This is a genomic window from Pseudomonas sp. TSRC2-2 (assembly GCF_049897785.1).
GTDB lineage: Bacteria > Pseudomonadota > Gammaproteobacteria > Pseudomonadales > Pseudomonadaceae > Aquipseudomonas.
Genome location: NZ_JAFCWZ010000020.1, coordinates 34,722 through 59,789, shown reverse-complemented (window position 1 = coordinate 59,789; position 25,068 = coordinate 34,722). Strand labels below are relative to the sequence as shown.

22 protein-coding genes are annotated in these 25,068 nt (G+C 59.8%); 10 read left to right on the top strand and 12 right to left on the bottom strand.

All coding sequences use genetic code 11. The features are described 5' to 3' along the window. Window positions 1–162 precede the first annotated feature (162 nt). Window positions 163–603, bottom strand: a complete 441-nt coding sequence (locus ACP7D9_RS29340; RefSeq protein ID WP_426160406.1) for a low molecular weight protein-tyrosine-phosphatase — start codon at window positions 601–603, stop codon at window positions 163–165. 290 nt (window positions 604–893) lie between these two features. On the opposite strand from ACP7D9_RS29340, the gene ACP7D9_RS29335 reads away from it, so the two are divergent. After that, complete coding sequence (locus tag ACP7D9_RS29335; RefSeq protein ID WP_101158858.1) at window positions 894–1,850, top strand: glycosyl hydrolase family 5; 957 nt, start codon at window positions 894–896, stop codon at window positions 1,848–1,850. Between the two features lie 202 nt (window positions 1,851–2,052). Then, on the top strand, window positions 2,053–2,979 hold the full coding sequence (tal, locus tag ACP7D9_RS29330) for a transaldolase (protein ID WP_041477315.1): 927 nt from the start codon (window positions 2,053–2,055) through the stop codon (window positions 2,977–2,979). A 126-nt stretch (window positions 2,980–3,105) separates the two neighbouring features. Here the strand turns inward: tal and rssC are convergent, their stop codons facing one another. From rssC to ACP7D9_RS29315, 3 genes are all read right to left on the bottom strand, one after another. Further along, complete coding sequence (gene rssC / locus ACP7D9_RS29325; RefSeq protein ID WP_003226553.1) at window positions 3,106–3,588, bottom strand: anti-sigma factor antagonist RssC; 483 nt, start codon at window positions 3,586–3,588, stop codon at window positions 3,106–3,108. Then, window positions 3,585–4,769 carry a two-component system response regulator RssB gene (rssB, locus tag ACP7D9_RS29320; protein WP_426160405.1) on the bottom strand — a complete coding sequence of 395 codons (1,185 nt, stop codon included), beginning with the start codon at window positions 4,767–4,769 and terminating at the stop codon, window positions 3,585–3,587. Before rssB ends, rssC begins: the two co-directional genes overlap by 4 nt. 344 nt (window positions 4,770–5,113) lie before the next feature. Further along, window positions 5,114–5,803 (bottom strand): MlaA family lipoprotein, encoded by a 690-nt coding sequence (locus ACP7D9_RS29315; protein WP_101158860.1) that lies wholly within the window; start codon window positions 5,801–5,803, stop codon window positions 5,114–5,116. A gap of 198 nt (window positions 5,804–6,001) precedes the next feature. Here ACP7D9_RS29315 and ACP7D9_RS29310 point away from each other — a divergent pair, with 198 nt between their 5' ends. Further along, complete coding sequence (locus tag ACP7D9_RS29310; protein WP_426160404.1) at window positions 6,002–6,622, top strand: HAD family phosphatase; 621 nt, start codon at window positions 6,002–6,004, stop codon at window positions 6,620–6,622. Between the two features lie 108 nt (window positions 6,623–6,730). Continuing rightward, entirely contained in the window at window positions 6,731–6,994 is a 264-nt protein-coding gene (locus tag ACP7D9_RS29305; protein ID WP_016775472.1) for a DUF4404 family protein, read from the top strand. 162 nt (window positions 6,995–7,156) lie between these two features. Here ACP7D9_RS29305 and queF read toward each other — a convergent pair whose 3' ends face one another. Both queF and ACP7D9_RS29295 read right to left on the bottom strand, forming a co-directional pair. Beyond that, window positions 7,157–7,987: an NADPH-dependent 7-cyano-7-deazaguanine reductase QueF gene (queF, locus tag ACP7D9_RS29300; protein ID WP_101158750.1), complete on the bottom strand. Its 831-nt coding sequence runs from the start codon at window positions 7,985–7,987 to the stop codon at window positions 7,157–7,159. Window positions 7,988–8,048: 61 nt separating this feature from the next. Then, complete coding sequence (locus ACP7D9_RS29295) at window positions 8,049–8,582, bottom strand: cupredoxin domain-containing protein (protein WP_101158751.1); 534 nt, start codon at window positions 8,580–8,582, stop codon at window positions 8,049–8,051. Window positions 8,583–8,750: 168 nt separating this feature from the next. Between ACP7D9_RS29295 and ACP7D9_RS29290 the strand changes: the two genes are divergently transcribed. Beyond that, entirely contained in the window at window positions 8,751–9,431 is a 681-nt protein-coding gene (locus ACP7D9_RS29290; RefSeq protein WP_426160403.1) for a heavy metal response regulator transcription factor, read from the top strand. After that, window positions 9,431–10,777 carry a heavy metal sensor histidine kinase gene (locus ACP7D9_RS29285; protein ID WP_426160402.1) on the top strand — a complete coding sequence of 449 codons (1,347 nt, stop codon included), beginning with the start codon at window positions 9,431–9,433 and terminating at the stop codon, window positions 10,775–10,777. The genes ACP7D9_RS29290 and ACP7D9_RS29285 overlap by 1 nt, the downstream gene beginning before the upstream one ends. A gap of 119 nt (window positions 10,778–10,896) precedes the next feature. Here ACP7D9_RS29285 and ACP7D9_RS29280 read toward each other — a convergent pair whose 3' ends face one another. The 3 genes from ACP7D9_RS29280 to ACP7D9_RS29270 all read right to left on the bottom strand — a co-directional run bounded on the left by ACP7D9_RS29280 (window position 10,897) and on the right by ACP7D9_RS29270 (window position 14,146). Continuing rightward, window positions 10,897–12,141 (bottom strand): lipoprotein-releasing ABC transporter permease subunit, encoded by a 1,245-nt coding sequence (locus ACP7D9_RS29280; protein ID WP_101158754.1) that lies wholly within the window; start codon window positions 12,139–12,141, stop codon window positions 10,897–10,899. Between the two features lie 63 nt (window positions 12,142–12,204). Further along, window positions 12,205–12,903, bottom strand: a complete 699-nt coding sequence (lolD, locus tag ACP7D9_RS29275; RefSeq protein ID WP_101158755.1) for a lipoprotein-releasing ABC transporter ATP-binding protein LolD — start codon at window positions 12,901–12,903, stop codon at window positions 12,205–12,207. Continuing rightward, window positions 12,896–14,146 (bottom strand): lipoprotein-releasing ABC transporter permease subunit, encoded by a 1,251-nt coding sequence (locus tag ACP7D9_RS29270; protein ID WP_101158756.1) that lies wholly within the window; start codon window positions 14,144–14,146, stop codon window positions 12,896–12,898. Before ACP7D9_RS29270 ends, lolD begins: the two co-directional genes overlap by 8 nt. A gap of 94 nt (window positions 14,147–14,240) precedes the next feature. Here ACP7D9_RS29270 and ACP7D9_RS29265 point away from each other — a divergent pair, with 94 nt between their 5' ends. Both ACP7D9_RS29265 and ACP7D9_RS29260 read left to right on the top strand, forming a co-directional pair. Then, the gene (locus ACP7D9_RS29265; protein WP_101158757.1) at window positions 14,241–14,822 is read left to right on the top strand and encodes a PilZ domain-containing protein; all 582 of its coding nucleotides are present in this window, start codon (window positions 14,241–14,243) and stop codon (window positions 14,820–14,822) included. A 14-nt stretch (window positions 14,823–14,836) separates the two neighbouring features. After that, window positions 14,837–15,559 carry a glycerophosphodiester phosphodiesterase gene (locus tag ACP7D9_RS29260; RefSeq protein ID WP_426160401.1) on the top strand — a complete coding sequence of 241 codons (723 nt, stop codon included), beginning with the start codon at window positions 14,837–14,839 and terminating at the stop codon, window positions 15,557–15,559. Between the two features lie 42 nt (window positions 15,560–15,601). On the opposite strand, the gene sthA is transcribed toward ACP7D9_RS29260, so the two are convergent. Together sthA and ACP7D9_RS29250 are read right to left on the bottom strand one after the other, a co-directional pair. Beyond that, window positions 15,602–16,996 carry a Si-specific NAD(P)(+) transhydrogenase gene (gene sthA / locus ACP7D9_RS29255; protein WP_039760770.1) on the bottom strand — a complete coding sequence of 465 codons (1,395 nt, stop codon included), beginning with the start codon at window positions 16,994–16,996 and terminating at the stop codon, window positions 15,602–15,604. A gap of 201 nt (window positions 16,997–17,197) precedes the next feature. Continuing rightward, window positions 17,198–18,244 carry an FAD:protein FMN transferase gene (locus tag ACP7D9_RS29250; RefSeq protein ID WP_426160399.1) on the bottom strand — a complete coding sequence of 349 codons (1,047 nt, stop codon included), beginning with the start codon at window positions 18,242–18,244 and terminating at the stop codon, window positions 17,198–17,200. Between the two features lie 75 nt (window positions 18,245–18,319). Here ACP7D9_RS29250 and ACP7D9_RS29245 point away from each other — a divergent pair, with 75 nt between their 5' ends. Then, window positions 18,320–19,621 (top strand): MFS transporter, encoded by a 1,302-nt coding sequence (locus ACP7D9_RS29245; protein ID WP_426160398.1) that lies wholly within the window; start codon window positions 18,320–18,322, stop codon window positions 19,619–19,621. Between the two features lie 178 nt (window positions 19,622–19,799). On the opposite strand, the gene ACP7D9_RS29240 is transcribed toward ACP7D9_RS29245, so the two are convergent. Continuing rightward, entirely contained in the window at window positions 19,800–21,263 is a 1,464-nt protein-coding gene (locus tag ACP7D9_RS29240; RefSeq protein ID WP_101158759.1) for a glyceraldehyde-3-phosphate dehydrogenase, read from the bottom strand. A gap of 354 nt (window positions 21,264–21,617) precedes the next feature. On the opposite strand from ACP7D9_RS29240, the gene mfd reads away from it, so the two are divergent. Then, the gene (gene mfd, locus ACP7D9_RS29235) at window positions 21,618–25,067 is read left to right on the top strand and encodes a transcription-repair coupling factor (RefSeq protein WP_150634827.1); all 3,450 of its coding nucleotides are present in this window, start codon (window positions 21,618–21,620) and stop codon (window positions 25,065–25,067) included. Window position 25,068: the final 1 nt, after the last annotated feature.

The window sequence follows — 25,068 nt, the reverse complement described above, 5'->3', positions numbered from 1 at the left end:
CCTTGGGCAAGGCCGAGTTGAAGGGTCGCACGTTCGGGGATACTGAGTTCGTGATAGGACATAGTGGCAGCACCGTACCGGAAAGGTCAGGTGTTGCACTCAGTTTTTGCGGCCGCCCTGCATAAGTCTGTTCTTACCATTCACTGTTCTGAAGAATATTCATCAATGTCCGAGACGCTTTACCCATGAACTAACTGCATCTTCAATCAATGCGTGGGCATGAATGAAAGCGGCCTTGCCTTGACGATACGGATCATGTATTTCGCGCTCGCTCTGCCATTTGCCGAGCAGAAACACTTTGCCTCTGGCGTGCGAGGCAATCTTCAGCACTTGATTGACGTGGGCCTTTTCCATCACCAGGATCAGGTCCGAGTCATTGACGATGTCCGAAGTCAGTTGCCGCGCCTTGAACGCCTCGGCGCAATGCCCGTGCTCTTCAAGAACCTGCCGCGCCGAGGCTTCCACCCCCTCGCCTACGCGGGCGGACAGGCCGGCGGAGGACACCTTGATGGTGGACGCGCCCAGTGCATTGCGCAGCAGCAGTTCAGCCGTCGGACTTCGGCATATATTGCCCACGCAGACAACGAGGATCTTTTTGAACAAGTCTTGCTTTCCTGTGTAATATCAAACAGCCAACATGCCGTAAAAAGTTAATGAACCCTCACGACTTTCCTGCACTCAGAAATAGCTTCGCCCTGTTAGTACAGGAACATTAAGTACCACAGCGTTTTAAGCCGCCCCAACCACAATTAGCGGACTAAAAATAACTGTGATTTTCAGCTGCTGTTTTCCTGACAAAAAATAACATTCGCGCACTTAGTGCTATCACCGTTATCGGAAATTGTGTGACGGGATAAATATTCGTAGTTGTCATTCTCTTCAGGAGAGCAGACATGAAAACAGCACAGCGCAATAAACTCGCCGCCCTCGCCCTGATGGCGCTCGGTGCCACCAGCCAGGTTCACGCCAGTGAGCTGTTCCCCAACCTTCCGGCGAAAACCATCGGCGTGCAGGTGAAGATCCAGAGCTTCACCGCCGCCGATGCCGCGCAAATCAAAGCGGCCGGCTTCAGCTTTGTGCGCTTCGGCGTGTGGAGCGACAGCCTCACCGCGAAGACTTATCAGAAACAGGTTAGCGATGCCTTCGCCGCCGCCGCTTCCGCCGGGCTGCCGGTGCTGCTGACGGTGCGCGCAATCAAGGCTCTGCCGGCCACTTCGCCGGAGGAACTGAACGCCGCCGGCGGTAAGTTCGCCAACACCGTGACCGGGCTGGAAAAAACCTGGAGTTCGCAATTGGTGGCGATCGAAATCTGGAACGAGCCTGATCTGGAAACCTATTGGCCGACGCGCAATTTCGACACCACGTTCGTGCCGTTCATGGCCGGTATGTGCAAGACCCTCGAAGGTCAGCCGCAGACGACACCACGCGTCGGCTTCGGCTTTGCCCGGCCGCCAAGCGCGGGCTCGGCGTCGACGGTGGCGCTGAAAAGCATCGTCAGCGATTACCCCAAGTGCTTGAACGCCGTGTCCTATCACCCTTACGGCATGACCGCCACGCAGATCAGCAACGCGCAGACGTTCATTCAGCAGAACTTCAATCTGCCGGGTGTCATCAGCGAATGGGGAGTTTCGGCCCTCGCCTCCAACGGCGGTCCTGAGGGGCAAGCGACCAAAATCAACGCGTTTATTACCGACGTTAAACGCCTGAATATTCCCCTGACCTCTATCTATGAATGGCGGAACAGTGATTCAGGTAGTAACGATCGTGAGAAGAACTTCGGCTTTCTCACCTCTGACGGCCAGCCAAAACCGGCACGGTTGTCCGTGGAAGGTCTGTTGAACGCTGAGTGAGCCTTGGGCAACCGGTCTGTTCACAGGTCGGTTGCTTTGAACCTGTGGGCTGTTTTGGCATCGTATTCAGCGACACCGCGCCCCGCCTTTCAAACAATCGTTTTCAGGTTGTTGCCGCAGGGGCCTTCGATGCACGAATGCACCCTTGAGTGCCTGTCAGCGCTCGGGTAATGTCTTCAGACCCATAGGATAGAGCACGCCCATGACTTCCAAGCTGGAACAACTCAAACAGTTCACCACCGTGGTTGCCGACACTGGCGACTTCGAAGCGATCGCCCGAGTCAAACCGGTCGACGCCACTACCAACCCTTCCCTGCTGCTCAAGGCTTCTGCCATTCACGGCTATGCCGAACTGCTGAACGATTGCGTCCGCGACTGCAAGGGCGATGTCGGCCTGGCCAGCGACCGTTTCGGTGTCGCAGTGGGCAAGGAAATTCTCAACGTGGTTCCGGGCCGCATCTCCACCGAAGTGGATGCGCGTCTGTCCTTCGACCAGGATGCAATCCTCAAGCGTGCGCATCGCCTGATCGAGCTGTACGACAAGGCCGGCGTCGGCCGCGACCGCGTGCTGATCAAGATCGCCTCGACCTGGGAAGGCATCCGCGCTGCCGAGATCCTCGAGAAGGAAGGCATCCAGACCAACCTGACCCTGCTGTTCTCCTTCGCCCAGGCCGCCGCCTGCGCCGATGCCGGGGTGTTCCTGATCTCGCCGTTCGTGGGCCGTATCTACGACTGGTACAAGAAGGCCAACGGCAACGACTACACCGGCGCCGATGATCCGGGCGTGCAGTCGGTGACGCGCATCTACAACTACTACAAGGCCAATGACTACAAGACCGTGGTCATGGGCGCCAGCTTCCGTAACATCAACCAGATCGAGCAACTGGCCGGCTGCGATCGTTTGACCATCAGCCCGGAACTGCTGGAGAAGCTGGCCGCCGACACCGGCAAGCTGGAACGCAAACTGGCGCCGGGCAATGCCGGTGAAGCGCGTCTGAGCCTCAATGAAGCGCAATTCCGCTGGTTGTCCAACGAAGACGCGATGGCCACCGAGAAACTGGCTGAAGGCATCCGTCAGTTCGCCCGCGATCAGGAGAAGCTCGAAGCGCTGTTGCAGGCCAAGCTGTGATTTGAGTTTGTAGAATGCAAAAAGGGCGAACCTGTGAGGGTTCGCCCTTTTTCATTCTGCATTGAGAGGCGCCTTGACCGAACTGAAGCCTTCGCGAGCAAGCCCCGACACCATCAATTCACGAGATCAGTGTCTTTCCAGCGCATTCACCAGATCATGAAACGCTTCACGATTGGAATCGTTAAGGCCCATGAGAATCTTGTGCGCTTCCAGCACTTTGATCCGCACCACTTCTTCGGATTGGTCCTGGTCCGGCAAATCGTCCAGGCACTCCGGGCAAGGCACCGGGTGATTGACGATGTTGAACACCTGCTCGAAACCCATCGACTGCAACAGCCGAGTAATGTCTTCGTGGGTGGTGACAACCGTCGGCAACAGGCCGACCTTCTGCCGCGACAGGATCGACAGTTTGGCCAGCAGGCCCAACGTCGTGCTGTCGATGCTGCGGGTTTCGGTCAAATCGATCACGATCGCGTTGAAATTCAGCGCGGTGAAGATTTTCTCAATAGTCGCATCCAACGCCGAACACAGGGTCAGGCGAACTTCACCGACGAACTTCAGGACGAACGTGCCGTCCTGCTCGGCGAACTGGATTCTACCGGTACTCATTGAAGATTCCTGCTCAACACCAACAGGGCGATATCATCCGGCATCTCCCCTAGCGTGGCCAAACCAAACACTTGCCGCAGACCATCCAGGCTGCCGCCCGCCAACTTCACCCGCTCGGGCAAAGCAGCTTCTTTTTCTTTGAGCGTTGCTTCTGGCAAAAGATCCAGAATGCCATCAGACATCAGCGTCAGGCTGAACGTCGGTGGCAGCTCGAGCACGTGGTCTTCGTAGGTGGCTTCATTGAACAGCCCCACCGGCAGACCACGGCCTTCGAGATAACGAACACTGTCAGGCGTGTACAACACAGGCAAAGGCAGATGGCCGCCAATGCTATAGGTCAACAAACCGGTCTCCTCGTCGATGACTCCACCGACCATTGTGACGTGTTTACCCAGCTTACAACTGATCAGCCCCCGGTTGATATGACCGAGCACTTCCGAAGGCTTGAACTCCGGCAAGGTACCGCTGCGTTTCGACTCGAAGAGCAAACGCGTGGTCATGAATTTCAACAGCACGGTGACGAAGGCTGATGACGCGCCGTGACCGGAAACATCCGCCAGGTAAAACGCGACCCGGCGCTCATCGACGCGGAAATAGTCGACAAAATCACCCGACAGGTACAACGACGGGATGATCTGGTGGGCAAAGTGGAATTCGTCAATGCTCCACGGACTTTCCGGCAGCATGTTCATCTGCACCTGGCGACCGGCGTTCTGGTCTTCCTGAAGCAGGTTCAGGCTGGCTTCCAGCTCCCGGTTGGCCTTCTCCAGCTTCTCGCGGTAACGCTGGTTTTCCAGCAACAGCCGCGCACGATCCAGGGCCCGGCGCACGGAGTGCTCGAGCACAGCCAGACCTTCGAGAGGCTTGATCAGGTAATCCGCCGCGCCCAGGCGCAGGGCCTCGACCGCGTCGTTCATCACCCCGGCACCGGAGACGACGATCACCGGTGTCTCTGGCGAGCGCTCGGTGACCTGACGGATCAGTTCCAGACCGCCCATCTGCGGCATGCGCAGATCGCAGATGACCAGATCGGGCTCGTCTTGCTCGAATACCTGAAGACCCTGTTGACCGTTGCCGGCCTGCAGGACGCTGAAACCACTGTCTTCCAGATAGGCCGCGAGACTCGCGCGCACTACCTCGTCATCATCGATTATCAGCAGCGTGGCACTGGTTTTTGGCATGTGGGCAAACGGCGCCAGAATTAGGTTGGCGTAGTGAGCGGGGCAACGGCCCTGCGCAGACTACTGGATTCGCTTTCTAGCCTCTCTGCTGCAACGCTTTCAAGCATTCGCCTGGCGCGCGGTTTTAAACAGAGGTGCCCTTCTAAGGCGCAGACGGTACTCCCATCCGCAGAGCGTTTCAAGCATGCGCCGATTGTCGCTTGACGACTTTGTTTGTCAAATCACCGGGAGTTATAAGAACCGCTCTAACCGTAACCCGATGGAAGGTAGCGGCCGTTGCAGGCGACGCTCTGGCGCGGACAAAAAAGGCGACCCGAGGGTCGCCTTTCTGTCACCGGTCGAAATCAGAAATCGTCTTCGACCTGACCGTCCTTCACCTTGAACTCGCGGTTCTGCAGGTAAGCGTTGCGGATGAAGGTGTATTTGTCGCCGCTGATCAGCTTCTCGCTCGACAGCAGGCTGGCGCGGGTGTCGACGATGTTCAGGCCGAAGATCGAGTTACGCGTCGGCACGTGATCGATGTAGCGGTACATGCCAGTGTAGCTGTCGACGTACTTGGACGGCGCGTCCCGCAGGGTGCTCGGGCCCATCAGCGGCAACATCACGTAGGGACCGCTGCCCACGCCCCAGTAGCCGAGGGTCTGGCCGAAATCTTCGTCGCTGCGGTTCAAGCCCATTTTGGTGCCGACGTCGAAGAAGCCGAGCAGACCGAAGGTAGTGTTGAAAATCAATCGGGCGGTATCAACGCCCGCGGCAGCCGGTTTGGCCTGCAGAATGTTGTTCGCCAGGTTGGTGACGTCACCGACGTTGCGGAACATGTTGTGGATGCCGTCTTCGACAAACTGCGGGGTGACGAACTCATAACCTTGCGCCAAAGGCTTCAGCGCGTAGGTGTCAACGAAGTCGTTGAACTGGAAAATCGGCCGGTTGACGCTTTCCCAAGGGTCTTCTTCGGTGGCCGCCTGGGTGGCGAACGGCGCCAGCAACAGGCTGGCACATACACTTAGCTGAGTGAGCGAAGGGCTCCAGCGCATAGAAAAACTCCTTGGATTTGATACTGGCGCGGCCCTCTCGGCCCGCGCATTAAGGCCGCTAGTATAAGCGCAAACGGCGATTTGGGCAGTGCGCCGCTGCAACGATATGCAGGAAGTTTCCTACGTCGACTTTCACAGGGCTGTCATGCAACTGTCACCCGCGCGCCTTAGTCTTGGCGTTATTTCAGGGACGTTGCCATGACTCACGCCGAAACCTTGCCCGTCGCCGCGCCCAGTCTGACTGCCGTACTGTTCGGCCTGAGCGGTTGCCTGGTGGATTTCGGCGCCCGCGCCGCGCAAGAGCTCGACGCCCAGCCGGAACATGCCAAAACTACGCCCGGCGCACTCGATAGCCTGAAAAGTTTGCAGCGCCAGGGAATTCCCTGCGCGTGGCTCGACGAACTGCCCGCTGCCCTCGCTCGGTCACTGGCCGCCGCGCTGCCGGACTGGATCAAACCCACGCAACATTCAGCAACAATGAATCCGTGGCCAGCCCCCAATGCGTGCTGGCAAGCGTTGATGGATCTGAACATCGACCGCCTCGACGGTGGCGTGCTGGTCAGCGGTGAGCCGCGTCTGTTAAAGGCCGGCCTGAACGCAGGGCTATGGACGATTGGCCTGGCGTCCTGTGGATCACTGTGCGGCCTGAGCCCACGCGAATGGCAGGCCCTCTCGCAAAAGGAACGCGAACAGTTGCGCGGCAGGGCCACCGTGCAGTTGTTCAGCCTGGGTGTGCATTCGGTGATCGATCACCTCGGCGAACTCGATGCCTGTCTCGCCGACATCAGCCTGCGCCGTGCCAAAGGCGAAAAGCCCTGACCGGCGTCATGCAGGTTTACCGAGAGTGGATTAATCTAAAGGTCAGCCATAGACCTTTGGCGCGCGGCTGCGGTCAATGCCAGTGCCTATTGATAAAAGGAAACCACCATGCCCGCCCAAGAACTGCAAAAACAGCTCGATACCCTGCGCGAGCAGCTGGAACACAATCCACCGCTGTCGGAAGCCGAACGTGAAGATCTGCATGCGCTGATGGCGCAGATCGAATCGGAAATCCAGTTGGAAACTGCCACTCAGGACGCGAGCATCGCCGATGGCGTGAACCTGGCGGTCGAGCGCTTCGAAGTCGAACACCCGGCGATCGCCGGCACCCTGCGCAATATCATGAATACGCTGGGCAGCATGGGCATCTGAGCCCCGCCGGAAAATAGCCCTGCCAGCGATGGCAGGGCTTTTTCATATTGAAACGCGGTCAAATGTTTGAGCGGGCTTGCTCGCGAATGCGGGGTTTCATTTAACAATGATGTCGACTGACACAACGCTTTCGCGAGCAAGCCCGCTCCCACATTGGGTAGTTTATTGGCGTACGAGGCGATGGTTCGGCAGCTGTACGCTTTCGGTACTGCGATACGGATTGATATCCAGCCCACCCCGCCGCACATAGCGCGCAAACACCGTGAGTTTCTCCGGCTTCAACAACCGCTGCAGATCAAGAAAGATCCGCTCCACGCATTGCTCATGGAAGTCAGAGTGCTGGCGGAAGCTGACGATGTATTCGAGCAGGCTGGCGTGATCCAGCGCTGCGCCGCGATAGTCCACTACCACGCTGCCCCAGTCCGGCTGGCTGGTCACCGGACAGTTGGATTTGAGCAGATGGCTGTGCACGCTCTCTTCAACAATTCGCGAATCGTCGCAACGCAGCAGCTCCGGGCGTGGGTGTTCGTAGTTGCTGACGCTGATATCCAGATCGTCGATGCACACACCCGGCAATGCCACAACGCCTTCAGCTTCCACGTCTTTCAAACTGCGCACCCGCACGCCCACCGGTTTGCCGGCAGCGGCGGACAGATCCTTGACCAGCGTCGCTTCCAATGTCGCGACGTCGGCGAACGGCGTTTGGTTCAGCGAGTTGAGGTAGAGCTTGAACGACTTCGATTCGATGATGTTCGGCGAGTCCGCCGGGATGCTGAATTCAGCGATCGCCACCACCGGTTTGCCCGAGGGCAGCAGCCACGACAGTTCGAAGCAGTTCCAGAAATCCACACCTTTATAAGGCAGGGTTTCGGCGGTCAGGCCCAGCTCGGCCCATTTCGCGGTGCGCGGAATCGGGAACAACAGGGACGGCGTGTAAGTGGCGATGTATTCGCTGGATTTGCCCAGCGGCGAATGTTCGGCTGCGGGATGCATGGCGGAAACCTGACTGAAGAATCAGCGGATTCTACCAGCCTTTGCCCGCGCCTTTGAGTGCTTACTGACTGACTGTCAATTTGCCGACCATCCCCGCCTGATAATGCCCGGGAATATTGCAGGCAAACTCGAGCGCCGTGGCCTTGCTGAAAGTCCAGGTCAGCTCGGCGGTTTTACCCGGCTCGACCAACACGCTGTTGGGGTCGTCATGCTGCATGCCATGGCCCATCGCTGCGTGATCCATGCCTGCCACGTCGTGGGACATTTCCTTAATTCCAGTAGGCGTGAGCATGCCGCTTTGCTGCATCTGCAACATTTCCTGCTGGTGACTGGCATGCATCGCCGCATCACCGAGGTTGAATTCATGCAGCAACTGGCCTTTATTCACCAGCACAAAGCGAACCGTCTCACCGGCCTTGATCTGTATGGTTTTCGGATCGAAGTTCATGTCGCCCATGACGATCTCGATACTGCGTGAGGCCTGACTCGCGGCAGCCGGCTGGCCGAAGGCGAAGGCGTGCGCCGGTGTCGCCGAGACGGGCGAGCTCAATGCGAGCAGACAGGCGGCTAACGTCAGGGATAAACGAAAAAACATGGTCAGGCTCCAACAAGAGGAAGTTCAGCTTGTGGGAAACTCTAACCACCCTGCACTGGCATCGACCTGACAGGCAGATTACAACTTTGTCAGCTTGGCGCTTATTGCTCGCTCTCAAGGTATAACGCCCTCGCCCGTTATTCATCCCGAACCAGCCCCGAGTCGCCCATGAAACTGTTGATCGTCGAAGACCAAGCGAAAACCGGCCAATACCTGCGCCAGGGCCTGACCGAGGCCGGGTTCAATACCGAGCTGGCGGCCGACGGCTACAGCGGCCAGCAATTGGCCTTGAGCGGCGAGTACGCGCTGCTGATCCTCGATGTGATGCTGCCCGGGCGCAGTGGCTGGCAGATTGTCCAGGCGGTACGCAGTGCCGGGCTGGACACACCGGTACTTTTTCTGACCGCCAAAGACGCGGTGGATGACAGGGTTCACGGCCTTGAACTGGGCGCCGATGATTATCTGGTCAAGCCCTTCGCCTTTTCCGAACTGCTTGCGCGGGTGCGCAGCCTGTTGCGCCGCGGCAGCGCCACGCCGCCGGAAACCAGCCTGCAACTGGCTGATCTGCGTCTGGACCTGATCCGCCGCCGCGTCGAACGCAGTGGCCAGCGCATCGACCTGACCGCCAAAGAGTTCGCCCTGCTGGAAATGCTCTTGCGCCGTCAGGGCGAAGTGTTGCCGAAGTCGCTGATCGCTTCGCAGGTCTGGGACATGAATTTCGACAGCGACACCAATGTCATCGAAGTAGCGATTCGTCGGTTGCGCCTGAAGGTCGACGACGATTTCCCCAACAAGCTGATCCACACCGTGCGCGGCATGGGTTACGTGCTCGAGGAGCGCGCGCTGTGATGCGTCGATTGTCCTTGAGCACACGTCTCGCCCTGCTGTTTGCCGCCTGCACCGCAGTGGTTTCGCTGCTCGCCGGGGTCCTGTTCGACCGCGCCAGCGAGGCGCACTTCATCGAACTCGACCAACAGCAACTGGAAGCTCAGCTGATCGGCCTGCGCCGCGCCTTGCAGGATCTGCAGCCTGCTCAGCGCGAAGCGCGGCTGGCCGATGAACTCAGCCGTCAGGCGGATCTGTCGCTGCGCATTACCAGCGGCGACGGTCAGCACTGGTACGACAGCTCGGTTCAAATCCCGAAGAATCTGCCGCTGCTAACCGGACTGTCGACCATCAGCCATGAAGGGACCGACTACCGCGTACTTCGCGCCCCACTCTACCCGGAGACCATGGATACGCCGCAGCTGACGTTGCTCCTGGACATCACCCATCACCAGCATTTTCTTGAGCGCATGCAGCATCTGATCTGGCTCACCGTCGGCCTGTCAGCGCTAGCCACGGCCCTGCTCGGTGCCTGGGCCGCGCGCAGCGGTCTGCGCCCGTTGCGACGAATGAGCGCGGTGGCCCGTGGGATTTCTGCGCAATCGCTGAATGCCCGACTGCCTGAAGAGAAGATGCCGCCAGAGCTTGCGGAAATGGCCCACAGCTTCAACGCCATGCTCGCACGCCTCGACGACTCGTTTCAGCGTCTTTCGGCGTTCTCTGCCGACATAGCCCATGAACTGCGCACCCCACTGTCGAACCTGCTGACACACACTCAGGTCACCCTCACCCGCCCTCGCCCGCTCGAAGACTATCGCGAAGCGCTGCACAGCAACCTTGAAGAACTGCAATGGATGGCGCAACTGGTCAACGACATGCTCTATCTGGCCAAGGCTGACCACGGTTTGCTGATGCCCACCCGCGAACCGCTGGAATTGGCGGATGAGGCGGACATGTTGCTGGAGTTTTTTGCACCATTGGCCGAAGACGCCGGCGTGAGTTTGAGTCGTGAGGGCGAGGCGCACATCGATGGTGATCGCGGCATGTTGCGCCGGGCCTTGTCGAATCTGCTGGATAACGCGCTGCGGTTTACCCCGCCTCAAGGTTATGTGCGGTTGAGCATCGTCGATCAGGCGAACGCTGTTCGCGTCTGCGTCGAGAACAGTGGTCAGGGAATTTCAGCGCAGGTGTTGCCACGTTTGTTTGACCGATTCTATCGAGCGGATCCGGCGCGGCAGGAAGGCAGTAGTGAGCATGCCGGGTTGGGCTTGGCGATCACTCAGTCGATCGTGCGGGCCCATGGCGGGACGATTCATTGCGAATCTGGAGCGGGTTGGACGCGGTTTGTAATCGAGTTGCCTCGGACCTGATCGTTCCCACGCTCTGCGTGGGAACGCAGCCCGGGACGCTCCGCGTCCCTTCAAGAGCCGAACGCAGAGCGTCCGTTGAGACATTCCCACGCAGAGCGTGGGAACGAGCATGGAGTGGCTTACGAATATCTCAAGGCATGCGCCGGTTCGATCTTCGCCGCTCGCCATGCCGGATACACCGTCGCCAGAAAGCTCAGAATGAAACCTGCCGAGCAGATCAACAGCACATCGCCACTCTGCAGCTCCGAGGGCAGGTTGCTGACGAAGTACACGTCCGAACTGAAGATGTGCTGGCCTGTCACGCGCTCGACCCAGCCGACCATCTCGCTGACATTGAGCGCGGCAATCACGCCCAGCACACCGCCAATGATGGTGCCGACAATGCCGATCACCGTGCCCTGCACCATGAAGATCGCCATGATCTGCCGCGGCGTAGCGCCGATGGTGCGCAGGATCGCGATGTCGGCGCCTTTGTCGTTCACCACCATGATCAACGTCGCGATGATGTTGAACGCCGCTACCGCGACGATCATCAGCAACAGCAGGCCGATCATGGTTTTTTCCATCTTCATCGCGCTGAACAGGCTGCCCTGGGTGTGGGTCCAGTCGTCAGCCTTGAAGTCGGCACCGAGGCCAGCGGCAATGTCCGCAGACACCTTCGGCGCGGCGTACAGATCCTTGACCGCCAACCGCACGCTCTGCACCTGATTCGGCTGCCAATGCTGCATGGCCGCAGCGTCGGCAACGTGGATCAGGCCCATCGAGCCGTCCAGCTCGGCGCCGACCTTGAACACGCCAACCACATTCAGGCGCTGCATGCGCGGGGTGATACCGCCCGGCGCGGTACTGACTTCCGGAACGATTAGGGTGATCTTGTCGCCAACATTGAGGCGAAAACGCCGCGCGGTGATTTCACCGATCACCACACCGAATTCGCCCGGCTTCAAGGCATCCAGACGCCCTTGGACGATGTGCTGAGCAACGATCGAGACCTTGCCTTCCTGCGCCGGATCGACGCCGCTGATCTGGATCGGCTGCATCGAACCCTTGTAGGAAAGCATGCCTTCCATTTCAGTGAACGGCACGGCGGCGGTCACTTCTGGGTTTTTCATCGCGGCGGCGGCCACCGGCTGCCAGTCGTCGATCGGCTTGACGCCGACGATGGTCGCGTGCGGCACCATGCCGAGGATGCGCGAGCTCATTTCGCGCTGGAAGCCGTTCATCACCGACAGCACCACGATCATCGCCAGGACGCCGAGGGCGAGGCCGATCATCGAGGTCATCGAAATGAACGAAACAAAGCGATTGCGGCGCTTGGCGCGGGTATAGCGCGTGCCGATAAAGATCGATAACGGTCTGAACATTCGCTGGGGCACCGTATAGAAATAAAAGACCCGGCGCCCTTACGGGCGCCGGGTTTCAGCCAGTCAGATGGGAGTCAGGCAACCTTCCTGCAATTGCAGGACGCGGTCCATCTGCCGAGCCAGGTTCATGTCATGCGTCACCACCAGGAACGCCGTGCGCATCGACGTGCTCAGCTCCAGCATCAGATCCTGAATGCCTTCGGCGGTGTGCAGGTCGAGGTTGCCGGTTGGCTCGTCGAGCATCACCAGCCCCGGGTTGTTGACCAGGGCGCGGGCGATGGCCACACGCTGACGTTCGCCGCCGGACAGTTCCGCCGGCTTGTGTTCCAGACGATGGCCGAGACCGACACGCTCCAGCAATGCCGTGGCACGCTGACGCGCCTCCGGGATTGGCGTCTTGCCGATCAACAGCGGCATGCAGACGTTTTCCAGCGCGGTGAATTCCGGCAGCAAATGGTGGAACTGGTAAACGAAACCAAGGGCGCGGTTACGCAGCAAACCGCGCTTCTTCTCGCTCAGGGCCGAAAGCTCTTCGCCATCGAGCCAGACGCTGCCCTTGCTCGGCGTATCGAGACCGCCGAGCAGGTTGAGCAACGTACTCTTGCCGGAACCGGATTTGCCAACGATCGCCACACGCTCGCCCGGGTGCAACTCCAGTTGCAGGCCGGCCAGCACTTGTACCGACTCAGGCCCCTCCTCGTAGGATTTGCCCAGGTTACGGCAGCTCAGAATTGCTTGTTCACTCATGCCCGACTCACTCATAACGTAACGCCTCCGCCGGCTGGGTGCGCGCGGCACGCCAGGCGGGATACAGGGTGGCGAGGAAACTCAGGACCAACGCAGCGGCGCAAACCATGACGACGTCCTGGCTTTGCACCTGCGAAGGAAGATAATCGATGAAATACACGTCAGCATTAAGGAATTTGTGGCCGATCAACCCTTCAAGCGCCGAAATGGCCGCACTGACATTCAGCGCCGCAAGGATCCCGACCACCGCGCCGATGGCCGTGCCGACCACGCCGATCACCGTGCCCTGAACCATGAACGTGCGCATGATGGTGCCCGGCGTCGCGCCGAGGGTACGCAGAATGGCGATGTCACCCTTCTTGTCGTTCACCACCATCACCAGCGTGGAAATGATGTTGAACGCGGCGACGGCGACGATCAGCAGCAACAGCAGGCCGATCATGGCTTTTTCCATGCGGATCGCCTGATACAGGTTGCCGTGAGTGCGAGTCCAGTCGCGGGCGTAGTAACGATCTTCGCCGAGCTGCTGGGCGATGTTCCACGCCTCGCGCGGGGCCTGGAACAGATCGTCGAACTTCAGCCGCAGACCCTGCACCTGATCGGCTTTCCAGCGGTGCATCTTGGCCAGGTCCTGCAGGTTGGTCACGCCCAGGTAGCCGTCGAGCTCGCCGGCGCCGACGTGGAAAATCCCGACCACGGTGAAACGCTTCATGCGCGGGAACATGCCTGCCGGGGTGACGCTGACTTCGGGCGCGACGAAGGTGATCTTGTCACCGATACCAACGCCGAGCTTGGTCGCGGCCTTGTCGCCGATGACGATGCCGAAGCTACCCGGTGTCAGGTCGTCGAGTTTGCCCTGCTTCATGAAGTTGTCGATGATCGACACATTGCGCTCGAGCGCAGGATCAATGGCATTGAGCAGCACTTTGGAGACCTGACCATTGTTGGTCAGCAAACCCTGCATCTGGGTGAACGGCGCTACTGCCGTCACCTGCCGGTTCTGCTTGACCTTGTCGGCCAGGCTCTGCCAGTCGTTGATCGGCTCGCCGGTCTCAAGGGTGGCGTGGGGCACCATGCCCAGCACGCGGGTGCGCATCTCATGATCGAAGCCATTCATCACCGACAGCACGACAATCATCACGACCACGCCAAGGGCGAGTCCGATCATCGAAGTCAGGGAAATGAAGGACACAAAATGATTGCGACGCTTTGCACGGGTATAACGCGTGCCGATAAATACGAAGAGAGGTCTGAACATGTCGGGGCTTGTTCGGAGGGAAAAGGAACGTCCTTGTGGCGGGGGTCGAAAACCAGCTTTACACTCAGACCACCGCCGCTACCATGGGTTCGCCATGTCGACATTAGATGAAGAAGATCGCCGCGAATACTACCGTATCGAGGACATGATCGCACTGGAAATTCGGCCCCTGTCCGCTCCCGAAGCCGCAGGCGAGGAAGTGTTGCAGGATGCTTCCCCACTCTTCAACCTGCTCAGCGAATTACACCTGAGCGAATTCGAGTCGCAGCACCTGCTGCGCCAGATCAGCGAGCGCGACCGCGCCATCGCTGCGTTCCTCAAATCGCAGAACAAACGCATCGACCTGCTCAGCCAGGTGGTCGCCCTGACCGTGCTCGGCCACATCGGCGAGCCGCAACCGGTAATCATCTCCGAGGGCGGAATCGATTTTCAGTACCCGACCCCGATTGCCACTGGCGCGCACCTGTCGGTGAAACTGGTGCTGATGCCGCAAGCCTTGGGCCTGCTGTTGCGCGCCCGGGTTACCCATTGCGATCCGAAGGGCGATGGCTATGACGTCGGCACCGAGTTCGAGCGCCCGACCGATGCCCAGCGCCAGTTGCTTGCGCGCTACATCTTGCAAAAGCAGGCCCAGGAACGCCGTCTGGCCCGCGAACAGAACGACTCTGGCATTTAACTTAAGGAAGCACCGTGACCCTCATCTACGGCCACCGCGGCGCCAAGGGCGAAGCACCGGAAAACACCCTGAGCAGCTTTCAGGAATGCCTCAAGCACGGCGTGCGCCGCTGCGAACTGGATCTGCACCTGTCCAGGGACGGTGAACTGATGGTCATTCACGACCCGACGCTCAAGCGCACCACCGAGCGCCGCGGCAAAGTCGTCGAGCACACCGCCGCCGAACTGGTGACCTACGACGCGCGCAAGGGTGGCCCGGGCTGGATCAAGCCGTGCCCGATTCCGACGCTGGAAGAGTTGTTCGAGAAGTGTGATTTCGAGCACTGGCAGCTGGAAGTCAAAAGCGCTTCACGCACCCGCGCGGCAACTACCGTGCTGGCGATTCGGGAAATGGCTCAGCGCCATGGCCTGCTCGACAAGGTCACGATCACCTCGAGTTCGCGGGAAGTCTTGAAGGCAGCGCTGGATCTGGTGCCGGACGTGTCGCGTGGCCTGGTGGCCGAGTACGCCTGGCTTGATCCATTGAAGGTTGCGGCCAGTTACGGTTGCGAGATTCTCGCGTTGAACTGGACGCTGTGTACGCCGGAACGCCTGCAAAAAGCGCAACGTCAGGGCCTGCATGTGTCGGTGTGGACCGTCAACGAGCCTGCACTGATGCGCAGACTCGCCGACTTCGGCGTTGACAGCCTGATTACAGACTTTCCCGGTTTGGCCACTGCCACCCTTGAGAATTGCTGAAATCGGTCTCCCCGGCCGGCTCAGGCCACCGGCCGGAGCCCGTCAAAAAAGCCGGTTGAGGCCGTCGTACGCCGCTACCCGATAGGCTTCGGCCATGGTCGGGTAGTTGAACGTGGTGTTGACGAAATACTTCAGGGTGTTCAGCTCGCCCGGCTGGTTCATGATCGCCTGACCGATGTGAACGATCTCCGACGCCTGATAACCGAAGCAGTGCACGCCGAGCACTTCCAGCGTTTCGCGGTGGAAGAGAATCTTCAGCATGCCCTGCGGCTCACCGGCGATCTGTGCACGCGCCATGCTCTTGAAGAACGCCTTGCCGACTTCGTACGGCACTTTGGCCTGGGTCAGCTCCTGCTCGTTCTTGCCGATCGAGCTGATCTCCGGAATGGTGTAGATGCCGGTCGGCACGTCATTGACGAAGCGCCAGCTGCCATTGTCGACGATGCTGCCAGCGGCCGAACGGCCCTGGTCGTGGGCGGCACTGGCCAGGCTCGGCCAGCCGATCACGTCACCGGCGCCGTAGATGTTCTCTATGCAGGTGCGGTAGTTCTGGTCGACTTCGATCTGGCCACGGCTGTTGACCTTGACCCCGATGTTTTCCAGCCCCAGCGTGTCGGTGTTGCCAGTACGGCCGTTGCACCAGAGCAAGGCGTCGGCCTTGATCTTCTTGCCGGACTTCAGGTGCAGGATCACCCCGTTGTCCACACCTTCGACGCGGTCGTACTCCTCGTTGTGGCGCACGGTGATGTTGTTGTTGCTGAAGTGGTAGCTCAGCGCCTGGGAAATTTCCGAGTCGAGGAAGCTCAGCAACTGGCCACGGTTGTCGACCAGTTCGACCAGCACACCCAGACCACTGAAGATCGACGCGTATTCGCAACCGATCACACCAGCGCCGTAAACGATCAGTTTGCGCGGGGTGTGGCCGAGGCTGAGGATGGTGTCGCTATCGTAGATACGCGGGTGGTGGAAATCGATGTCCGCCGGGCGATACGGACGCGAACCGGTGGCGATGATGATGTGCTTGGCCACCAGCTTCTCGACCACGCCGTTGCCGCAGACCACTTCGATGGTTTGCTCGTCGGCGAAGCTGCCGGTACCGAAGAACACGTCGACGCGATTACGGGCGTAGTAGCCGGTGCGCGAGGCGACTTGTTTGGAAATGACTTTTTCGGCGCTTTTCAACACGTCCGGGAAGGAGAACCAGCGTGGCTCGCCGATCGCGCGGAACATCGGGTTGGTGTTGAACTGCATGATCTGCCGCACCGAGTGACGCAGTGCCTTGGACGGGATGGTGCCGAGGTGGGTGCAGTTGCCGCCGACCTGACGACGGCTATCGACCATCGCGACCTTGCGCCCCGCTTTGGCGGCGTTCATTGCCGCGCCTTCTCCCGCCGGGCCGGAACCCAGTACCACCACGTCGTAGTTGTAGACAGCCATGCGTACTCCTCAGAACAGGCCGCGGTGCCAACAGCACCGGCGGCTAAATCACGCCGAACGGCGGCGCGAAGGAACAATTGGGGGCCAGTGAAGAACCCGGACACAGTCTATAGAAGCGTCAACGCCGCGCACATTAACCCTTGGTCGCGTCGTAGGCTACTTTTGCCTGCACTACAACGCCAGCTTTCGTCTTGTCTTCGGTCAGTTTTTTTCACCGACAAGCTGCGTAAATGCCTGACTGCTGCGGGTGTCGAAACCTGTATCGGCACGCAGGACAAAGAATGCAGCAATGCCATGCTTTTGGGCATAGTCCCGCGCCCTTTCCGGCCCGAGAATCAGCAACAGCGTCGATAGTCCATCGGCCATCAACGCTGAAGGATGAATCACCGTGACTGACGCCAGGTCGTGTAGGACCGGCCGCCCGCTACGTGCATCGAAGGTGTGGGAATAACGCCGGCCGTCTTGCAGAAAGTAGTGGCGATAGTCACCAGAAGTGGAAACACCATAGCCATCGACATCGATAATCCGCTCGGCCACTTGCTGGTCATCCCGGGGTTCTTCGAGAGCGATGCGCCATGCTGAGCCGTCAGGCTTCTTGCCCTTGGCTTTGAGCTCTCCCGTGGCTTCGACCAGATAATTGTCGATGCCCATGTGCTGCAATCTGACCGCGATGACATCCACGGCATAACCGGCTGCGATGCTGTTGAAGTCGACTGCGACGGCGGCATCCTTGCACAAATGGTCACCGTCAATGCGCAGGTGTTGATGGCCGACCCGCTGCATGACTTCGGCCAGAGCGGCCGCATCGGGGACTTTTTCTTCGCGTCCTTGCGGGCCAAATCCCCAGAGGTCCAGCAGCGGCTCCACGGTCAGGTCGTAGGAGCCTTCGCTTTGTGTTGAAAGCTGGTCGCCGATGCGGACCAATTCGAGCACCGCCGCCGGCATGGACTGGCAGCTATCGGCGGGCAAGGAATTGAAACGTTCGATGACTGAATCACTGCGATAGGTCGACATCTGTTGATCGACTTCGCCAAGGACGGCTTCCACTTCGCCGCGCACCTGCGCAGGATCGGCGACCCCGGCGTGCCGTACATACTTGACCGACCAGGTGCTGCCCATGGTCGAGCCACCGATTTGTTCCACGCAAGCGCCGTTGCCACAGCCGGCCAATGCCATCGCGAGCACCACAAGCCCCAACCAGCATCCAGTTAACAATTCTTCATCTCCCGGCAAAACCACGGCGGCCATTATGAACTACAAGCGCCCGCTCGCTTCCCCATGGCTGCAACGCCTTTATACAAAATTGAACAGTGAGTACCTCCCATGTCCTCCACCACGGGCAAAGGCAAAGCGATCTTTCGTGTTGTCAGCGGCAACTTCCTCGAAATGTTCGACTTCATGGTCTATGGCTTCTACGCCACGGCCATCGCTAAAACCTTCTTCCCCACGGACAGCGCGTTCGCTTCACTGATGCTGTCGCTGGCGACCTTCGGTGCCGGCTTCCTGATGCGTCCGCTCGGGGCGATTTTCCTCGGCGCCTACATCGACCGTCACGGTCGACGCAAAGGGCTCATTATCACCTTGGCGATGATGGCCGCCGGTACAGTGCTGATTGCCTGCGTGCCCGGCTACGCGACGCTCGGCGTCGCCGCACCGCTGCTGGTGTTGTTCGGCCGCCTGTTGCAAGGTTTCTCGGCCGGCGTGGAATTGGGCGGCGTGTCGGTTTATCTGGCGGAGATCTCTACGCCCGGTCGCAAAGGGTTCTTTGTCAGCTGGCAGTCCGCCAGCCAGCAGGCTGCGGTCGTCTTCGCCGGTCTCCTTGGCGTCGGTCTCAACCATTGGCTGAGTCCGGAGCAAATGGGCGAATGGGGCTGGCGTGTGCCATTCCTGATCGGCTGCATGATCGTGCCGGTGATTTTCTTTATCCGCCGCTCGCTGGAGGAAACCCCGGAATTCCAGGCGCGCACCCACCGCCCTACCCTCGGCGAGATCGTCCGCTCGATCGGCCAGAACTTTGGCATTGTCATTGCCGGCATGGCGCTGGTGGTGATGACCACGGTGTCGTTCTATCTGATCACCGCTTACACCCCGACCTTCGGCAAGGCTGAGTTGCACCTGTCGGATCTCGATGCATTGCTGGTGACGGTGTGCATCGGCTTGTCGAATTTCTTCTGGCTACCGGTGATGGGCGCCGTGTCAGACAGGATCGGGCGAAAACCCTTACTGCTGGCAGCGACGATTCTGGCGATCCTGACGGCGTATCCGGCGCTGTCGTGGCTGGTGGCGAATCCGAGCTTCAGCCATTTGCTGGTTGTCGAATTGTGGCTGTCGTTCCTTTACGGCTCGTACAACGGCGCGATGGTCGTGGCGCTGACCGAAATCATGCCGGTGGAAGTGCGCACCACCGGCTTCTCGCTGGCCTACAGCCTGGCAACGGCGACGTTCGGCGGGTTTACGCCGGCGGCGTGTACCTATCTGATTCATGTGCTGGACAACAAGGCTGCACCGGGGATCTGGCTCAGTGGCGCAGCGGTATTGGGGTTGATTGCAACGCTGGTGTTGTTCCGTGGCAACCGACATGAGTTGCGCACGGCGCAAGCCGCTGTGGCCCGCGGCGTTAGTTAGATCGCACCCGCCAGCGCGATCGTTCCCACGCTCTGCGTGGGAATGCTTCAAGGGACGCTCCGCGTTCCAATGGGACGCAGAGCGTCCCGGGCTGCATTCCCACGCAGAGCGTGGGAACGATCACTCCACAAACAAAAACGCCCCGACACAGGTCGGGGCGTTTTCATTTTGCTAAGGCTTAGCGTGGGAACGCTGGCGGATTTACATCAGCCATGTCTTCCATCACGCGAACCACCTGGCAGCTGTAACCGAACTCGTTGTCGTACCAGACGTACAGCACAACGCGGTTGTCTTGCACGATAGTGGCTTCAGCGTCCACCACACCGGCGTGGCGCGAGCCAACGAAGTCGGTGGAAACTACTTCCTGCGAATTGACGAAGTCGATTTGCTTGTGCAGATCGGAGTGCAGCGCCATGTAGCGCAAGTACTCGTTCATCTCTTCACGGGTGGCGGCTTTCTCAAGGTTCAGGTTGAGAATGGCCATCGACACGTTTGGCGTCGGAACACGAATCGCGTTACCGGTCAGCTTGCCGGCCAGCTCAGGCAGGGCCTTGGCAGCAGCGGTGGCAGCACCGGTCTCGGTGATGACCATGTTCAGCGCGGCGCTACGGCCACGGCGATCGCCCTTGTGGAAGTTGTCGATCAGGTTCTGGTCGTTGGTGTACGAGTGAACGGTTTCGACGTGACCATTGATGATGCCGAACTTGTCATTTACGGCCTTGAGCACCGGCACGATGGCGTTGGTGGTGCAGGAAGCAGCCGAGACGATCTTGTCATCAGCGGTGATTTCACCGTGGTTGATGCCGTGAACGATGTTCTTCAGCTTGCCTTTGCCAGGTGCGGTCAGAACAACGCGGTCGATGCCCGGGCACGCCAGGTGCTGACCCAGGCCATCGGCGTCACGCCACACACCGGTGTTGTCCACCAACAGCGCGTCTTTGATGCCGTACTGGGTGTAATCCACCTCGGTCGGGTTCTTCGCGTAGATCACCTGGATCAGGTTACCGTTGGCGGTGATGGTGTTGTTTTCTTCGTCGATGGTAATGGTGCCGTTGAAGGAACCGTGTACCGAATCGCGACGCAGCAGGCTGGCGCGTTTGGTCAGGTCGTTCTCGGCGCCTTTGCGCACGACGATGGCGCGCAGACGCAGGCCGTCGCCACCACCGGTTTTCTCGATCAGGATGCGCGCCAGCAGACGGCCGATACGACCGAAGCCGTAAAGAACAACGTCGGTGCCTTTGCGGGCCGAGGCGTTCTGCTGGCCAACCACGTCCGCCATCTCTTCACGCACGAACTGCTCGGCGCTGCGGCCGTTGCCTTCGTTGCGGAATTTGAACGCCAGCTTGCCCAGATCCACCGACGCCGCGCCGAGCTTGAGCTCGCTCATGGCCTTGAGCAGTGGGAATGTTTCGTGGACGGAGAGTTCGCTGTCGTCGGAAGAACGGTGGCGAGCAAAGCGATGAGCTTTGAGAATCGCGATGACAGACTGGTTGATCAGGCTGCGGCCATAGATCGAGCTAACCACGTTGTTATTGCGGTAGAGCTGACCGATAAGCGGGATCATCGCTTCTGCGAGTGCTTCACGGTCGATCCATTCACCAAGACACTGGTCGGGCTTCTGAGTCACGGTAACCTTCCACATGTAGGGGCAGAAAAAAGGGGCTACATTATGCCGCCGACAAGCCCTTTCAGCAATGCGCGCTTGTCGCGCAATCGGTAACAAAATTCCGTTCAAAAAATTTACGCCCTTCTCCAGCCCAGTAAAACCGGGGCTTTCAGCACAGTCAATTTTTCGACGACTGTTAGACGATGTCTGTAACCCTCCGTAACACCGCCCGGTTTCGGCACTACATAACCACGAAAAAAGTGCTCGTTTTTATGGTTACCACTACATTTCGTCCAAACCGTGAAGATAGACGCAGTCTGCAACTGACAGGCGGCACCGGAGGCCGCTACAATTACCGACTTTGTCGCAACGCCTGGAGCTCAACCTTCCGTGCCTGTTCTGCGTCTACCGCTACTCCCTGCCGAGGCAGGTAAACAGCACTGGGGCAATCTGCCCGGTGCCGCCCTCAGCCTGGCGATTGCCGAGGCTGCAAGCGCTGCCAAGCGCTTTACCCTGCTGCTGACCGCCGACAGCCAAAGTGCCGAACGGCTGGAACAGGAGCTGAGTTTCTTCGCCCCGGATTTGCCCGTGCTGCATTTCCCCGACTGGGAAACCCTGCCCTACGACCTGTTCTCGCCGCACCAGGACATCATCTCCCAGCGCATCGCCAGCCTCTATCGCCTGCCAGAACTGGCTCACGGCGTGCTTGTGGTACCGATCACCACTGCCCTGCACCGACTGGCGCCAACCAAATTCCTGCTTGGCAGCAGCCTGGTGCTCGATATCGGCCAGAAACTCGACGTCGAACAAATGCGCGCGAGGCTCGAAGCCAGCGGCTATCGCTATGTCGACACGGTGTATGAGCACGGCGAGTTCACCGTACGCGGCGCGCTGATCGACCTGTTCCCGATGGGCAGCAAGCTGCCGTACCGCATCGACCTGTTCGATGACGAAATCGAAACCCTGCGCACCTTCGATCCGGAAACCCAGCGTTCGATCGACAAGGTCGAGTCGGTCAAGCTGCTGCCGGCCCGCGAGTTTCCATTGCAGAAAGACGCAGTCACCCGCTTCAAGGCGCGCTTTCGCGAGCGCTTCGACGTCGACTTCCGCCGCTGCCCGATCTTTCAGGATCTGAGCAGCGGCATCACCCCGGCCGGCATTGAGTACTACCTGCCGCTGTTCTTCGACGAAACTTCGACACTGTTCGATTATCTGCCCCAGGACACCCAAGTGTTCTCGCTGCCCGGTATCGAGCAAGCGGCGGAAAATTTCTGGAACGACGTGCGCAATCGTTACGAAGAACGTCGCGTCGATCCATCGCGTCCTTTATTGCCACCGGCCGAGTTGTTCCTGCCGGTAGAAGACTGCTTCGCGCGCTTGAAGAACTGGCCACGGGTTGTTGCCAGTCAACAGGACGTTGAAAGCGGCGTTGGCCGTGAGCGCTTCCCGGCGCACGCGCTGCCGGATCTGGCCATCGAAGCCAAGGCCACGCAACCGCTGGCGGCGCTGGCCGGCTTCCTCGAGGAATTCCCCGGTCGCGTGCTGTTCACCGCTGAATCGGCGGGGCGTCGCGAAGTCCTGCTGGAACTGCTGGAACGCCTGAAACTGCGGCCGAAAACCGTCGATAGCTGGCCGGATTTCGTCGCCAGCAAGGATCGTCTGGCGATCACCATCGCCCCGCTCGACGAAGGCCTGGTGCTCGACGACCCGGCGCTGGCGCTGGTGGCGGAGAGTCCGCTGTTCGGTCAGCGCGTCATGCAACGCCGCCGTCGTGAGAAACGCAGCGACGTCAGCAATGACGCGGTGATCAAGAACCTCACCGAGCTGCGCGAAGGCGCACCGGTGGTGCATATCGATCACGGTGTCGGGCGCTATCTGGGCCTGACGATTCTGGAAATCGACAATCAGGCTGCAGAGTTCCTCACTCTCGAATACGCCGAAAACGCCAAGCTCTATGTGCCGGTGGCCAACCTGCACCTGATCGCGCGCTACACCGGCAGCGACGATTCGCTCGCGCCGCTGCACCGCCTCGGCTCGGAAACCTGGCAAAAAGCCAAGCGCAAAGCCGCCGAACAGGTGCGCGACGTCGCGGCCGAACTGCTCGACATTTATGCCCGTCGCGCCGCCCGTGAAGGTTATGCCTTCGCCGATCCGAAGGCCGATTACGCAACCTTCAGCGCCGGCTTCCCTTTCGAGGAGACCCCGGATCAGCAAGCGACCATCGAGGCCGTGCGCGAAGACATGCTCGCGCCGAAACCGATGGACCGGCTGGTCTGCGGCGACGTCGGTTTCGGCAAGACCGAAGTGGCGATGCGCGCGGCGTTCATTGCCGTGCACGGCGGTCGGCAGGTGGCGATTCTGGTGCCGACCACCCTCCTCGCCCAGCAGCACTACAACAGTTTCCGCGACCGCTTCGCCGACTGGCCGGTGACCGTGGAAGTGATGAGCCGCTTCAAGTCCGCCAAGGAAGTGAATGCGGCGATCGCCGATCTGGCGGAAGGCAAGATCGACATTGTCATCGGCACGCACAAGCTGCTGTCCGACGACGTGAAGATCAAAAACCTCGGGCTGGTGATCATCGACGAAGAGCACCGCTTTGGCGTGCGCCAGAAAGAACAGCTCAAGGCCCTGCGCAGCGAAGTCGACATTCTGACCCTGACCGCGACGCCGATTCCGCGCACGCTGAACATGGCGGTGTCGGGGATGCGCGATCTGTCGATCATCGCCACGCCGCCGGCGCGTCGCCTGTCGGTGCGCACTTTCGTCATGGAACAGAACAAGAGCACGGTCAAAGAGGCTCTGCTGCGTGAACTGCTGCGCGGGGGTCAGGTTTATTACCTGCACAACGATGTGAAGACCATCGAGAAATGCGCCGCCGACCTCGCCGAACTGGTGCCGGAAGCGCGCATCGGTATCGGCCACGGGCAGATGCGCGAACGTGAACTCGAGCAGGTGATGAGCGACTTCTACCACAAGCGCTTCAACGTGCTGATCGCCTCGACCATCATCGAGACCGGCATCGACGTGCCGAGCGCCAACACCATCATCATCGAACGCGCCGACAAGTTCGGTCTGGCCCAGCTGCACCAGTTGCGTGGTCGTGTCGGCCGCAGCCACCACCAGGCTTACGCCTACCTGCTGACCCCGCCGCGCCAGCAAATCACCTCGGACGCGGAAAAGCGCCTCGAAGCGATCGCCAACACGCAGGATCTCGGCGCCGGTTTTGTGCTGGCGACCAACGACCTCGAAATTCGTGGCGCGGGCGAATTGCTCGGCGACGGCCAGAGCGGGCAGATTCAGGCCGTGGGCTTCACGCTGTACATGGAAATGCTCGAACGCGCGGTGAAGTCGATCCGCAAGGGCGAGCAGCCGAACCTCGATCAACCGCTTGGCGGCGGCCCCGAAGTCAATCTGCGAGTGCCGGCACTGATTCCTGAAGATTATCTGCCGGATGTGCATGCGCGGCTGATTCTGTATAAACGCATCGCCTCGGCCACCGACGAGGAAGGTCTGAAGGATCTGCAGGTCGAGATGATCGACCGTTTCGGCCTGCTGCCGGAGCCGACCAAGAACCTGGTGCGGATCACCGCGTTGAAATTGCAGGCCGAAAAGCTTGGCATCAAGAAAGTCGATGGAGGGCCACAAGGCGGACGCATTGAGTTCGAAGCGCAGACGCCGGTTGACCCGATGACCCTGATCAAGCTGATTCAGACGCAGCCCAAACGCTACAAGTTCGAAGGCGCGACGATGTTCAAATTCCAGGTGCCGATGGAGCGTCCGGAAGAACGTTTCAATACTGTCGAGGCGCTGTTTGAGCGTCTCATCCCGAAATCCGCTTGAA